This window comes from Natrinema amylolyticum, assembly GCF_020515625.1.
Classification (GTDB): domain Archaea; phylum Halobacteriota; class Halobacteria; order Halobacteriales; family Natrialbaceae; genus Natrinema; species Natrinema amylolyticum.
Window position 1 is genome coordinate 588,294 of record NZ_JAIWPJ010000003.1, and the last position, 13,829, is coordinate 602,122.

A 13,829-nucleotide genomic window follows, 5' to 3' on the forward strand; every position below is an offset into this window, starting at 1 on the left:
GACCGGGTCCGCGGTCAGTCGAGGGTCGACGCCTCGACGCCGGCGTCGGTCTCGGCCGACATCTCGTAGCCCACGACGAACCGGGCGTGGAGTAGCGCGCCGACGATAGCGGCCGCGGCGACGAGTTGCACGGCGACGTGGACGAGCGACCCGAACATGGCACAGAGCGCGGCGGCGACGTAGAGCCCTCGGGCCGGTGACGAGAGGTCTCGAGCGCCGTCGAAGCCGACCGTCGCGACGATCAGCCCGACGGTCCCCGCCAGGACGACGGGGAACGCGATGAGCGTCTCCCGCGACCACTCGATGAGGCTGTCGTTCGCGACGAAGGCGTACGGGATGACGAACCCGGGCGCACCGAGCCGGAGCGACTGCACGCACGATCGCATGAAGCTCGCGTTCGCGATTCGCGACCCGATCGCGACCGAGATCGCGACCGGCGGCGTGATCGCCGACAGCATCGCGAAGTAGAACACGAACATGTGCGTCGTGATGACGGGCGTCCCGAGTTCGGTCACCGGTCTGGCGACCAGGATGGCCACCAGAATGTACGCTGCGGGCGTCGGCATTCCCAGCCCGAACAGGATACTGGCGATCATCGCGAGGAACAACACGACGAAGAGTCCCCCGCCGAAGCCGAGGAGGCTCACATCGCTCATCCCGATGATACTCGTCGCGACTCGCGCGGTCAGCCCGGATCCCTCGAGCAGTTTGACGATCACGCCCATCGCCGCGAGTACGCCGACGAGCGGAGCCATCTCGACGCCGCCCTGCTTGAAGCCGTCCAGCGTTTGCTTGGTCGTTCCGAGCAGGTTCCGGACGATGTCGTCGGCCGAGACCCCCCCGTCGTCGGCAGCCGCTGGCGCGTCGGTGCCCACGTGCACCACGTCGACGAGGAAATTACGGACGTACATCACGAGGACGATCGAGAAGATCGTGTACATCCCCGCCGCGAAGGGCGAGAACTGCAGATAGACGAGCGTCGTCAGGAGCACGGCCATCGGGACCGCGAAGTGGACGCCGCCCAGGAGCAGTCGCCAGTCGAACGACGACAGATCGCTCGAGATCCAGCCGAACTTGAGGATCGTGAAGTGGACCGCGAGACAGACGCTGAAGTAGAACAGCGCCGCCGGAATCATCCCGGCCTTGACGATGTCCAGATACGGAACGCCGATGATGTCCGCCATCAGGAACGCCGCGACGCCCATGACGGGCGGCAGCATCTGGCCGCCAGCGGAGGCGACCGCCTCGATCGATGCGGCGATTTCGTCGCTGACGCCCTGGTCTTTGATCATCGGGATCGTGAAGCTCCCGGTCGTCGCGGTGTTGGCCGCCGCACTGCCAGTGATCGATCCCATGATCATGCTCGAGATGACGGCGATCTGGACGACACCGGTCCGGAGACTCGTTCCGAGTTCCTGGCCAATCTCGCGGACGAAATCCATCAGGCCGTAGGCCTTGGCGATCCCCGCGAACATGATGAAGATCGCGACCCACGTCGAACCGATCCGCATGAGAGTATCGTCGTAAACGCCGCTGATACCGATCGCACCGTTCTCGGCGATCTGCGCCCAACTCATTCCCGAGTGACGGAACACGCCGAACAGCTGGCTGCCGACCATCGAGTGAGCATACAGGACCGAGAGCACGGCGACGACCGCGATGACCGTGCCGAACGCCCTGCGGGTCACGTCGATCGCGAGCGCGATCAGGATCCCGCCGACGACGTGGTCAGTGGTGTTGTAGCCGAGGACGAACGCGTCTCCCTGTAGTCGGGTGAAATTGAGGTAGACGTAGACCGACGCCGCGATCGCCGTCACGGCTAACGCGACGGCGATGAACGGGTCGATCCTCGCGTACGCACGGCGGAGCCGTTCGAGTCCGCTAGCCGACTCCACGTCCGGCGACGGCGACGAAGGCTCGGCTCCTGCATCGTCGACGGCTCCGGCGTACCCGGTCGTGCCGTCGAACCGGTTCGTGACGTAATCGAGATAGTACAGCGCCACGCCGGTCCCGAAGAAGACGATCATGTACTGTTCGACTCGAGTCACCCAGCCGGGTTGCCCGACGAGTCCCTCGAGGACCGACGGCCAGCCGAACACGAGCGTCGCGGCGTACACGACGGTAAAGAGGGTCAGCCCGAGGCCGACCGCGTAGACAACGGCGTCGAGGGCCCGTAGCGGGAGGCCCCGTTCGGAACGTCGATTGAGTGCAGACATCGGTCGTACTACTCGTCGGCGCGCTCGAAGTCCTCGCTCCAGACGCCCAGTTCCTCGTAGAAGTCGGCCGCGGCCGGATGGAACGGAACGCCGTCGTACATGTTCTTGACCCAGAACGAATCCTCCGCGAAGGTCCCCAGCAGGGCGTGGTAGTCCGCGAGTTCGTCCTTCTGTTCGTGCATCGCCTCGAGGAAGTCGTAGACGGTGTCGTAGTCGAGGTCACCGCGCGAGACGAAGTTGTATGCGAACGTCGGAGCGGGGATCTCGCCCGGTGTGTCCGCGCCGTCGATCTGGCCGGTGTCGACGGACTGGGAGAGCAGCCGCTCGTCGTCTGCCCACGCTTGGGCGGTCGAGTCCTCGACGTCGAGAACTTTCAAATCGACCGTGCTGGCGATCTCTTGGAGCCAGGCCGGGTTCGCCACGAAGTTCATCAGCGTCCCGACGCCGACGTCGAGCTGGTTCTCGTTCATCGCGTTGCCCTGGCCACCGTAACCGACGCTGACGCGCTCGTAGTCGTCGGTCGCATATCCGAGCGCCCTCTCGAGGGCGGGTGCAGTCCCGGAGCCGCTCGGTGTCGGCGACACTGCCGTGTCGGGGCCGATATCCGACAGCGTTTCGAGGTCCGCATCGTTGGTGATGAAGAACCACGGCAGGTCGTAGTAGTGGAAGATCTGCGTCATCTCGAAGTCGAGCTCACCGAAGGGGTCGTTGCCCTGTTGGACGTCGTAGGCCGACCAGTTCTGGATGTACACCATCTCGGCGTCTTCGCTCTGGAGCGCGCCGATGTTCGCTTCCGTGCCCTGGCTCGTCTTGGCTTCGACGAAGAGGTCGTCCGTCTGGTCGTTAACCGCGCTCGCGAGCCCCTGGTTCGCACCGTAGGCCGTCGTGCTCGAGGTCGACGTCCGCATTCGGACGGTCGTCTGACTGCTGTCGCTTCCCGAACAGCCGGCCAGTGCCGTTGCCGCTCCGACGCCAGTTGCCGCGAGAAGTGATCGCCGAGTCGTACTGCTGTCGCTGTACTTTCGTTCGTGCGCCATGCCAATCCGATACATACCTCCCAATTATAGTCCTTCCGTTATCTGTCGAAAACCTACGTAACAGGACGCTAATATGATCGTTCCGATCTGATCGCGCTCGAGCGTTCCGACGACGGGCGAGTGGCGGCCGCCGACCGTCCGTAACCGATCGCTCGAACCCGTCACGACGACGACGCATGTGACAACCGGTATCGCAATACCTATTGTGCCATTTACCTAGGTCCACGTATGCTGGATTTCGTTCAGCTCGAGGAAGACCTCGGCCAAGAAGAGCGGATGATCCGGGACACGGCCCGGGAATTCGTCGAAGAACACGTCAAGCCCGACATCGGTGAGCACTTCGAGCAGGGAACGTTCCCGAAGGAACTCATTCCGAAGATGGGCGAACTCGGCTTCTACGCTCCCAATCTCGAGGGCTACGGCTCGCCGAACGTCTCGGAGACGGCCTACGGGCTCCTGATGCAGGAACTCGAGGCGGGCGACTCGGGGCTGCGCTCGATGGCGTCGGTCCAGGGAGCGCTCGTCATGTACCCGATTCACGCCTACGGGAGCGAGGAGCAGAAAGAGGAGTGGCTGCCGGACATGGGGCGAGGCGAGGCGATCGGCTGTTTCGGCCTCACCGAACCCGAACACGGCTCGAATCCGTCGGCGATGGAGACCCGCGCCGAGCGCGACGGCGACGGCTACGTCCTCAACGGCTCGAAGACGTGGATCACGAACTCGCCGATCGCCGACGTCGCCATCGTCTGGGCGCGCGACAAATCGGCCGAGGACGACCCCGTTCGCGGGTTCCTCGTCGAGACCGACCGCGACGGCGTCACGACGAACAAGATCGACGACAAACTCTCGCTGCGAGCCTCGATCACGGGCGAGATCGGGCTGAACGGCGTCCACGTGCCCGAGGAGAACGTCCTCCCCGGCGTCACCGGCATGAAGGGGCCGCTGTCCTGTCTCACGCAGGCCCGCTACGGCATCGCCTGGGGCGCCGTCGGCGCGGCGCGAGACTGCTTCGAGGAGGCCCGCCAGTACGCGAAGGACCGCGACCAGTTCGGCGGCCCGATCGGTCGGTTCCAGCTCCAACAGCGCAAGCTCGCGGAGATGGGCACCCAGATCACGCTGGCGCAACTGCTGGCCCACCGACTCGCCGAACTCAAAGAGCGCGGCGAGATGCGACCGCAGCACGTCTCGATGTCGAAGCGGAACAACGTCCGAACGGCCCGCGATCAGGCGCGGATCGCCCGCGAGATGCTCGGCGGTAACGGCATCACGACGGACTATTCGCCGATGCGTCACATGGCCAACATGGAGACGGTCTACACCTACGAGGGCACTCACGACATCCACACGCTCGTCCTCGGCGAGGAGTTCACCGGCATCCCCGCCTACCAGTAGCGACCGGAACCGACCGTTCGAACCCTTTTTTATCCCTTCTCGTCTGCGTTCGTCTTCCGGACTCATCGCCCGAATCGACTCCTCGCCGCACACGCTCGAGTCCCGTTCGACCCGCTCGTTCCGCTCTCCGACACTCGCGTCCCGGCGTCCGGAACATTGATTGCGATGTGCGAACAGCATCGGATATGGACACGGCGGGAAACGGAGACGAGGCCGACGGGACGGGCGTCTCGACGACGCGGAAAACGTTCGCAATCCTCGAGGCACTCAAAACGGAGGAGGGAGTCACGATCGCGGACCTTACCGAGCGAACGGACCTCTCCAAGAGCACCGTCTATCGCCACCTCACGACGCTGACCGATCTGGGCTACGTGGTCGAGCGCGACGGGGAGTACTACGTAGGCTTCCGGTTCGTCGAACTCGGCGAACAGGCTCGCTCCCGGAGAGTGGGATACACGGCCGCCAAGCGAGCGGTGTTCGAACTCGGCCAGGAGACCGACGAACGAGCGGTCTTCATGGTCGAAGAGGACGACGAGGCCGTCTACGTCCACCGATACGGCAGCCTCTCGAACACGCTGATCGGGCACCGCCGGCCGCTCCACTCGATGGCGTCGGGCAAGGTCATTCTCGCAGAGCGGGACGACGACGCGGTTTCCGACTACATCGACGACGTCGGTCTCGAGGCGCTCACGCCGAACACGATCACCGATCCCGACGCGCTGTTCGAGGACCTCGAACGGATCCGCGATCGGGGGTACGGGGTGAACGATCAGGAACACATGGACGGGCTCCGCGGGGTCGCCGTTCCCGTGTATACGCCCGAGGACGACTTTCTCGGGTCGTTGGGCATCTTCGGACCGACCAGTCGATTCTCCGACGAGTACGTTCACGACGACCTCTCGGCCCGACTCCGAGACAAGGCCGGTGAGATCAGAGTGACGCTCGCCTACGGCTAACGGAGCCACCGATATCGTTCGCACGCCGTCCGCTATCGGCCGCGCTCGCGGCGAGCGTTTCGTTGATCGAAACGCTCGCCGCGAGAACTGACCGCTTCGTTCGATTCACGAGCCATATACGCCGACTATGTCCTTGTTCGAACCGACCAGATCGGCGAGCGAACGACCTGTTTCGGCGAGCGAAACGAACGCTGTTTCTCATCGAAACAGCTTTCTTCGGCTCATCACATGTCACGGCTACCGACAGAGCAGCACGCGGCTCCCGAACCGGATCAGAAAGTCCTGCGCCTCATCCGACGGTACGACCTCGAGGGCGTCGGCGACGTCGAACCGCTCACCGACGACGTCGACCGGCTGTACGCCCTCCTCGAAGGTTCGGTCGGCACTCGCAGCGAGCAGACCGCCGCCAGCCGCCGACTCGAGTGGGCGAGGATCGACGACGCTACGCTGCTCGAGGCGGTGCCTGCGACTGTCGCGATCCGTAGTCGCTCACCGCCGACCGAGCGCTCGGTCAGAAAGCGTGACAGTCATACCAGTGTTATGGGTTCTGGATGGGCCGCTGGTCTCTTTCTCTCTGTCACTGTCTGCTTCAGTCTCGATATCTGGTCTCCACAATAACTTTTCTATTGACATATGTGTGGGCCGACGATGGAGTTACTGGTCACACGGAGACGAGACGAGCTGTCCCGAAACGCGGCGAAAGCCGCTCGTGTCCGGTTATAACTGAACACTCTGAGACGGATTACCGGAATTTCGATCCGTTTTCGAAACAGTGCATATCGGCTCGTGATACCGCAACGACCGCATTTCGGGTTATGGACTCGCATCGATGCAGTGCGGAGGCAAATATATTGTATATACAATGGTTCTATGAAATGGTTGTATTGACTATATCTTTAGGAGTGACGACGCTCGAGAGACGGGTTCGATCGACTGGGCGTACGAAAGCGATCGGATCCGCCGAGGGTTTATCAGTCAATCCGCGGCCAAAGGGGGTATGTCGGATCACTCCCGACGATCACGACGAACAGTCCTCCGAACAGTGGGCGCGCTCGGCACGGGAGCGCTCGCCGCAGTGACGACCGCCGGTGCGAGTACCGGGGGGTCGTCCAACCGACCCGATCACGCATCGGGCACGGGGCGTGCGCGGCCGCCATCTCGCAGTTCGTCTTCGGACGATAGCGCGATCGGCGACGTCCTCGACGGTACCGATCTGTACATCGGCGTCGTCGATCGGATCGTCGACGGAGAACACGTCGTCCTCCTGCTCGAGGACGGCGACGCGGTCGTCGACCAGCTCGTGCTGTCGGTCGACCGGTTCGACGATATCGAGCCGGACGACATCCTGTTGACCGCCGCCGCGGACGGCGAGTTGCACGCGCACCGACGCGTCCCCTCGAAACCGAACGGGTGTCCCGACCCCGATTTCGAACGCCTCTCGTCCGATGAGTGAGACGGTCGTCGTGTGAACTACGGTCTACCGCAGGATGGCGGACGATCTCTCGAGCCCGTTCACGACCGGTAGCGTCCCGTCCCGCTGTTGCCGGTTGTGAACCCATCGCACCGGCCGGAATCAGCAAGTACAACGCGTAATGCTCGGAATCGCGTAGATCCGGATACAATGATGGGAACGTCCTCGTTCGGGACCAGGTTAGATCAGCCGGGTACCACTGGCCTCCGCGCCGCGTTCTTCAGCGTCTGGTTCGTCGATCTCGTCGCGACGATCCTGTTCTTCACCGTTCCGTACGCGTACGAACTGAATCCCGTGACGGTCTTCCTGCACGACCTCTTCGGGGTCGCCGGTGTCGTTCTCGCTGCGCTCATCTACGCCGGGTTCGTGCTCGCGATCGGCCACGTCCTCTCGAGACCGTTCGACGTCGGCTTCGTTCTGACCGTCGTGGTCCTGTACGCCCTCTTCGCGAGCAACAACGTCGTTCTCCTGGTGTCTCGCGAGCCGCTACTGGCCCCGATCGTGCCGTAATCGAGACGGAGTTTCCGTGCCGATCCGCCCGCTCGAGGGGAAAACCGAAGCGAACGGGTAGCCGCCGTCGTTTCTGACCGTCCACTCCGGACGCTGATCGCAGCGAGTGCTACGGACCGAACCAGGAACGGGGACGCTCGAGCCGACTGGCTCGTCGAATCGATGTCGCGACCGGCGTGTATAATCGGCCCGCCGCGATGAGGATCCGCGCTGCAGTAGAGTGAATCGATCTGACCGTTTCGGGAAAGGTTCAAACCCCCACATGAAGATGCAAGGGGCGATTCAAATGGCACTCTCACTTTGGTTCCTGCCCGAGTCCGACGAGCGGTAAGACCTCGCGAAGCAGGCCGGCATCATCAGCGCCGTCGTCCGCATCTCGTTGCGTGAGACGGGACGCTTCGCCGATGCGGGAATCGACGCGGCCGTCGTCGAGGAGAATCTCACTGACGGATACGACGCGACTGGGTGAACCCGGCCGCGACGAGGAGACAGAGCGGTTCCGTCCCGCGAAACCTCAGCCGACTCGGCGTCCCGGTCGTCTGCGACGACCGGATGGCCGGTATTCGCTGACCTCGAATCGACGCGAGCGTCCCGGCCCGCGGGGCTCGCTGACCTCGACGTTCGATGCTAACGGTCTGCCTCGAGACGCAGATTCCGATCCCGGCACTGGCTCCGGATATCACCGCCGAACGGCTCTCGGAGCGCCTCGAGTACTTCCTCGACCGGGCCCGTCACGATCACCTCGCGGCGGTATGTTTTAATACTAACCGGTCGACAGAGATAGGTATGTATCGCCACACCGGTCCGCCGCCGCGGGTGAGACGATGAACGCGTCCGAGGAGTTCTGGGACATTCTCTGTGCCTACGACTCGTACTTCTATCTCATGCTCGTCGTCGTCACCGTGATGGGCGTCCTGAACGGGGCGGCGATGGCGCTCGGCGAGCAGTCCGAGGGCGCGTTCGTCGTCTCGTTGCTGGTCTTCGGAATCCTCGGGCTCACGGGCGGCGGCCTCGCCGTCGTCCTCTGGCAGTGCAACCGACGGTCACCGTAGCGTCTCCCCGATCCCCTCCCTCACGTCTCCCACATCGCCGTCTCCGGCGCATCGATCCGCTGTGCGACCATCTACCGCGACTGCTCCGCGATCTGCCGCGCCACCGCTCACTGCGCCGACTCGAGTCGACCGGCTGATCGGTAGATTCTTTTGCCTGTCGGTGATGGCTGCTAGTCATGTCCACGCAGGCTCCGGACGAGCAGGCGCTCCTCGAGACCGCACGGAACGATCCCGAGACCGTCGATGTCGACACAGTCGTCGCCCTGCTCGACGCCGACCAGGGGCAGGTTCGCGCCACCGCGCTGCAGTGCTTGCGCGTCGTCGCTACCGACGATCCGGCTCGCGTCGCCGCGGTCAGCGACGACGTCATCGAGCGACTCGACGACGAGTTTCCCGTCGCGGGAAGTACCGCGACCGCCGTCCTCGCGTCCGTTGCGGACGAGCGGCCTGACGCGGTCCGCCCGGCGCTCCCGCTGCTGGTCGACAAGCTCGACGAACACCCGCCCCAGACCGGTCACAGGGCGGTCCGAGCGCTGACACCGCTGCTCGAGGCCGATCCGAGCGAGTTTGTCCCGGCGGCGGACGCCCTGCTCGACGTAGTGGTCGATCCGCCGGCGGTCTGGGCACCGGAGTCGGCGGAACTGCGCGACCGTCCCAGCGACCAGCGAGAGGCGGTCACGAACCTCTTGGCGTCCCGGCGGGACGAGATCGCGAAAGACAGGGCGCGCGTGAAAGAGATACGGGAGTTCGCGGCGCACGCGCTCGTCGAGGTCACGGCGACCGCGCCCGATGCGATCGCCGACCGACTCGACGAGCTGCCGCCCGCCCTCTCGAACGACCCGCCGCTCGCTCGCGCGGCGACCATCGACGTCGTCGCGAACGTCGCCGCGGACGACCCCGCGGCCGCGACGCCGACGGTCGACGCGTTGATCGACCGGCTCGCGGACGACGCCGAGTTCGTCCGCGCACACGCGATCCGCGCGTTGGGGTTCGCCGAGGCGACCGACGCGGTTCGACCGCTTCGAGAGCTGGCCGACGAGGGCGATGATGCGTTCCACGACCTGGCCGGCGAGACCGCCGACTGGCTCGCTGGGATCGACCGACCGGCCGAGTGAAATCGTGTTCCCCGTCGCTCAGTGCTCTCGTCGTCCGACTCGCGGACCGTCGACACACTCGACCGGGATAGATTCCTATCTATATTCGGTGTATTTACGTAGATAGCTAGCTCACATAAAATACATCCCCACACTTATGTATGTGCGACATTGACTAGGGGAGTATGGTCGCGGGTCCAACAAGTGGGGACTATAGCGATATAGTGTCCCGACGCGAATTCGTATCGCTCGCTGGTGTAACGGGTGCGGCTGCGGTCGCCGGCTGTCTCGGTGGCGGCACCGACGACGGCGACTGGTTCCTCGCCACCCAGACGGACTTTCCCGCCAGCAACTACCACTGGAACCTCCTCGTCGGCTGGGAGATTCCGCACGATCAGTTCGGTCTGTTCGCCCAGTGGACCCAGTACCTGATCGAGGACGACGAGTTCCATCCACATCTCGTTCAGGAGTGGGAACACGACGGCGGCGAAATGACGCTCACCCTCTCCGAGGAGTTTACCTGGGGCAGCGGCGACGAGCTGACCGCCGAGGATCTCGTCTTCCAGCTCGAGGTCTTCGAGGCGGCGGACCAGCCGATCTGGCAGTTCATCGACGACGCCGAGGCGACCGGCGACTACGAGTTGACGGTCTCCTATCCTGAAGGGACGAACACGGATCTCGTCGAGTACGCGCTGCTGGGTGAACTGGCTGCCTACTCGCCGGACGACTTCGAGGGCGAGAACTGGGAGGACGATCCTGCCGGCGTCGATATCGAAACCCCCGATCCGTCGGGGCCGCTCGCGCTGACGGCACACAACGACACCTACTCCCAGACCGAACCTCGAGACGGCCTCGAGGACTACGCCGACCACCACTTAGCGGATCGCTACAACTGGGCCGGCTACCGGGTCGAGTTCCGCGACGGCAACAACGCCGCCCACGAGTCACTGATCAACAACGAGACCGACGGGCAACACAGCCTGTTCACCCCGCCGGACGTCCTCGAGGAGTTCCCCGACGACGTCCGCGAGTTCCAAGTCCCGGGCGGTTTCGGCATGGCGATCTGGTTCGATCACGACGTCGAACCCTGGGATCAGCGGGCGGTCAGACAGGCGTTTTATCACTCGATCGACCGCGAGTCGGTCATTAGGAGCGTCGGCGAGAGCACGAAGATCAGCCACCATCCCGCGCCGACCGGGCTCACGTGGGCGAGCGTGGATAACTGGCTCGGCTCCACCGAACCCGAGGGCTTCACCGTCTACGATCACGACCCGGAGCGGGCCGAAGAACTGCTCAACGAGGCCGGCTACGAGATGGGCGAGATCGGCGTCGAGCTGACCTATCCCCAGACCTGGTCCGACTGGGCGAACGCCGCCCAGACCGTCGTCGATCACCTCAATCAGGCCGGCTGGGACGCGTCCGGTGACCCTCGCTCCGAGGGTCCCGGGAGCTACGCGGGCTCCGGTCCCGAGGTCTTCGTCGACCAGCACACGGAGGGCGGCGCACCGCGCATGAACCATCCGTACTTCTCGCTCGACTACATCCTCCGGAACCGGCTGCGAGACACCGAGAGCCACTTCGCCAACTACCCGACCGAGGTCGAGATAGACGGAGAGACGATCGACGTCGAGTCGGAGCTGCAGGCGCTCGCGACGACCACCGACGAGGCCGAACAGGAAGCCATCGTCGAGCGGCTGGCCCGGGTCGTCAACGAGGACGTTCCCTGCGTCTACGTCATGGAGAAGTACGAGCAGTCGTTCATCAACGGTGCCCGATTCGAGATCCCCGACGACGATAGTCCCCACTTCTCCTCTTACTGGCCGATGTGGTGGCTTCCCAAGGTCGACGAGAGCCTCGAGGGATACGATTCGCCCGGGCTGCTGAAGTTCGACGACTGACCGGATCGCACATCGTTTTCGCTATGAACTGGTACATCAAGCGGACCGGACAAGCACTGTTCACGCTCTGGGCGGTCGTCACGATCGCGTTCGGGCTGGCCTGGAGCGTTCCAGGGTCGCTCGTCGATCACATGGTCGATCGGATCGTCCAGAACAGCAACATCGACCCGGAAGTCGTGCGCCAATCGATCGAGAGCCGCCTCATGTTCGACCCGGACGCGTCGGTGACCGAGGCGTACGTGACGTACATGTCGGAACTGCTCGACGGCAATCTGGGCTACTCGTTCGTGGCCGGCCAGGACGTCAGCACGACGCTCGCCGAGGCCGTCCCGTGGACGCTGCTCGTGATGTCGCTCGCGACGCTCGGCATGTTCTCGGTCTCCCTGGCGCTCGGCGCGATCATGGCCTACCGGGAGGGATCGCGGTTCGATCTCGCGAACACGATCGTCGGTATCATCACGACCTCGATTCCCTACTTCGTCGCCGCGTTCCTGTTGATCCTCTGGGTCGGCCACAGCGACGCACCGATCCTCGACCTGTTCCCGCCGCGCGGGCGGCAACCGCCGCGGGTCGATCCTGGCCTCACCCTCGAGTTCGTCACGGGGGCGCTCAGACACGCGACGCTGCCGGCTCTGTCGTATGTCATCACCGGCTACGGGCTGCTCGCGCTCTCGATGCGGGGCAACAGCATCCAAACGCTCGGCGAGGACTACGTTCGAGTCGCCGAACTCCGCGGCCTGCCCTCGCGGCGGATCGCGCTCCGCTACGTCGGGCGCAACGCCGTGTTGCCGCTCTACACCAGCCTGCTGCTCTCGATCGGGTTCATGCTGGGGTCGTCGGTCGTGCTGGAACAGATCTTCCAGTATCACGGCGTCGGCTACTGGATGTTCGAGGCGATCAACGACAACGACGTCCCGCTGATGATGGGGACGTTCATCGTGATCACGATCTGCGTCGTGATCGCGACGTTCGTCGCAGACGTCACGTACAGCATGTTAGATCCGCGGATCAAATCGGGTGATGACGGTGAAGCGTACTGAGGACGAGACACGCACCGACGGCGACGCTCGCACGGACGACGGCCACCGCGCTGACGAGACACGCAGCGATCACCGGACGGGCGACGATCCGCGCACTGACGGCGGGACCACCGGCATGTTCGGTGAGTCGGAATTCACGGAGATCACCCGCCGTCAACGGCTGCGCGAGTTGCTCGAGGAGTCGGTCGTCGCCCCGTTCAAAGTGGCGTGGTCCGACTGGCGGACGAAGGTCGCGCTGGTCCTCCTCGCGACCTTCGTCGCGACGGCGGTCCTCGTCTGGCTCCACCAGCTGGGGTATACCGTGTTGAACGACGCGCTCCGACTCTTCGGCTCGCCCTGGCAGCTCGAGTCGCCCCAGAGCCCGGTCTCACTGGGGCAAGACCAGGTCGGCGTCAGACCGTTTCGGGACTGGCGCTACCCGCTGGGGACCTTCGACAACGGCGTCGGGATCCTCTCGGGGCTGCTCTGGGCGACGCCCGGCATGCTGCAGATGATCCTCGCCGGCGGGGTCTTCTCGACGGCCATGGCGACCGTCGTCGGGACGGTGTCGGGATACAAGGGCGGGACCGTCGAGTCGGTGCTGAACACGATCGTCGACGTCGCGATGTCGATTCCCGGCCTGCCGCTGGTCGTCGTGCTCGTCGCGATCATTCAGCCCTCCTCGCCGTACGTGATCGGGATCCTCATCACGGTCAACGTCTGGGCGGGGCTCGCGCGGACGATCCACTCGCAGGTGCTGTCCCTGCGCGAGAAGTCCTACGTCGAGGCGTCACGCACGATGGGGATCTCGTCCCCACAGATCATCCGAAAGGACATCCTGCCGAACCTGATGCCGTACGTGACGGTCAACTTCGTCTACGCGGCCCGCCGCGTCGTCTACGACAGCATCGCGCTGTACTATCTGGGGCTACTCGGCGGCAGTACGGCCGAGAACTGGGGCGTGATGCTCGACTGGGCGTACAACGTCAACAACGCCCTGACCGTCTCGGGCAAATCGTACATGATCCTCTTCCCGATGCTCCCGATCGTCGTGCTGTCGATGGCGCTGATCCTCCTCTCGCAGGGGACGGACCGCCTGTTCAACCCGCGGGTCCGCACCCGTCACGAGGGCGAAACGGTCTGGGAAGACGACACCGACCGCGAGGTCAACCCACCGGTATGAG

Annotated in this window: 12 protein-coding genes; 10 read left to right on the forward strand and 2 right to left on the reverse strand. The window is 64.3% G+C overall.

From position 1 onward, the window contains the following. Positions 1–14: 14 nt before the first annotated feature. A complete protein-coding gene (locus LDH66_RS18460; RefSeq protein WP_226482549.1) occupies positions 15–2,216 on the reverse strand; it encodes a TRAP transporter permease in 2,202 nt (733 codons plus the stop codon). 8 nt (positions 2,217–2,224) lie between these two features. After that, on the reverse strand, positions 2,225–3,253 hold the full coding sequence (locus LDH66_RS18465) for a TAXI family TRAP transporter solute-binding subunit (protein WP_226482550.1): 1,029 nt from the start codon (positions 3,251–3,253) through the stop codon (positions 2,225–2,227). A gap of 228 nt (positions 3,254–3,481) precedes the next feature. Here LDH66_RS18465 and LDH66_RS18470 point away from each other — a divergent pair, with 228 nt between their 5' ends. The 10 genes from LDH66_RS18470 to LDH66_RS18515 all read left to right on the forward strand — a co-directional run bounded on the left by LDH66_RS18470 (position 3,482) and on the right by LDH66_RS18515 (position 13,828). Continuing rightward, entirely contained in the window at positions 3,482–4,645 is a 1,164-nt protein-coding gene (locus LDH66_RS18470) for an acyl-CoA dehydrogenase family protein (protein WP_226482551.1), read from the forward strand. 185 nt (positions 4,646–4,830) lie between these two features. Then, on the forward strand, positions 4,831–5,601 hold the full coding sequence (locus tag LDH66_RS18475; protein ID WP_226482552.1) for an IclR family transcriptional regulator: 771 nt from the start codon (positions 4,831–4,833) through the stop codon (positions 5,599–5,601). A 228-nt stretch (positions 5,602–5,829) separates the two neighbouring features. Then, positions 5,830–6,219, forward strand: a complete 390-nt coding sequence (locus LDH66_RS18480; RefSeq protein WP_226482553.1) for a hypothetical protein — start codon at positions 5,830–5,832, stop codon at positions 6,217–6,219. Positions 6,220–6,598: 379 nt separating this feature from the next. Beyond that, positions 6,599–7,054 carry a hypothetical protein gene (locus tag LDH66_RS18485; protein ID WP_226482554.1) on the forward strand — a complete coding sequence of 152 codons (456 nt, stop codon included), beginning with the start codon at positions 6,599–6,601 and terminating at the stop codon, positions 7,052–7,054. Positions 7,055–7,222: 168 nt separating this feature from the next. Next, positions 7,223–7,582: a hypothetical protein gene (locus LDH66_RS18490; RefSeq protein ID WP_226482555.1), complete on the forward strand. Its 360-nt coding sequence runs from the start codon at positions 7,223–7,225 to the stop codon at positions 7,580–7,582. An 824-nt stretch (positions 7,583–8,406) separates the two neighbouring features. Further along, a complete protein-coding gene (locus tag LDH66_RS18495) occupies positions 8,407–8,634 on the forward strand; it encodes a hypothetical protein (RefSeq protein ID WP_226482556.1) in 228 nt (75 codons plus the stop codon). Between the two features lie 176 nt (positions 8,635–8,810). Beyond that, positions 8,811–9,749, forward strand: coding sequence for a hypothetical protein (locus LDH66_RS18500; protein WP_226482557.1), 939 nt, complete (start codon positions 8,811–8,813; stop codon positions 9,747–9,749). A gap of 203 nt (positions 9,750–9,952) precedes the next feature. Then, entirely contained in the window at positions 9,953–11,626 is a 1,674-nt protein-coding gene (locus LDH66_RS18505) for an ABC transporter substrate-binding protein (protein ID WP_226482558.1), read from the forward strand. A 23-nt stretch (positions 11,627–11,649) separates the two neighbouring features. Next, positions 11,650–12,666: an ABC transporter permease gene (locus LDH66_RS18510; RefSeq protein WP_226482559.1), complete on the forward strand. Its 1,017-nt coding sequence runs from the start codon at positions 11,650–11,652 to the stop codon at positions 12,664–12,666. Then, positions 12,653–13,828, forward strand: a complete 1,176-nt coding sequence (locus LDH66_RS18515; protein WP_226482560.1) for an ABC transporter permease — start codon at positions 12,653–12,655, stop codon at positions 13,826–13,828. The genes LDH66_RS18510 and LDH66_RS18515 overlap by 14 nt, the downstream gene beginning before the upstream one ends. The last annotated feature ends 1 nt before the right edge of the window (position 13,829 follow it).

What these genes read in the sequence shown, in the direction of transcription:
- LDH66_RS18460 (WP_226482549.1), bottom strand. Translation starts at nt 2,216, where the DNA reads ATGTCTGCACTCAATCGACGTTCCGAACGGGGCCTCCCGCTACGGGCC.
- LDH66_RS18465 (WP_226482550.1), bottom strand. Translation starts at nt 3,253, where the DNA reads ATGGCGCACGAACGAAAGTACAGCGACAGCAGTACGACTCGGCGATCA.
- LDH66_RS18470 (WP_226482551.1), top strand. Translation starts at nt 3,482, where the DNA reads ATGCTGGATTTCGTTCAGCTCGAGGAAGACCTCGGCCAAGAAGAGCGG.
- LDH66_RS18475 (WP_226482552.1), top strand. Translation starts at nt 4,831, where the DNA reads ATGGACACGGCGGGAAACGGAGACGAGGCCGACGGGACGGGCGTCTCG.
- LDH66_RS18480 (WP_226482553.1), top strand. Translation starts at nt 5,830, where the DNA reads ATGTCACGGCTACCGACAGAGCAGCACGCGGCTCCCGAACCGGATCAG.
- LDH66_RS18485 (WP_226482554.1), top strand. Translation starts at nt 6,599, where the DNA reads ATGTCGGATCACTCCCGACGATCACGACGAACAGTCCTCCGAACAGTG.
- LDH66_RS18490 (WP_226482555.1), top strand. Translation starts at nt 7,223, where the DNA reads ATGATGGGAACGTCCTCGTTCGGGACCAGGTTAGATCAGCCGGGTACC.
- LDH66_RS18495 (WP_226482556.1), top strand. Translation starts at nt 8,407, where the DNA reads ATGAACGCGTCCGAGGAGTTCTGGGACATTCTCTGTGCCTACGACTCG.
- LDH66_RS18500 (WP_226482557.1), top strand. Translation starts at nt 8,811, where the DNA reads ATGTCCACGCAGGCTCCGGACGAGCAGGCGCTCCTCGAGACCGCACGG.
- LDH66_RS18510 (WP_226482559.1), top strand. Translation starts at nt 11,650, where the DNA reads ATGAACTGGTACATCAAGCGGACCGGACAAGCACTGTTCACGCTCTGG.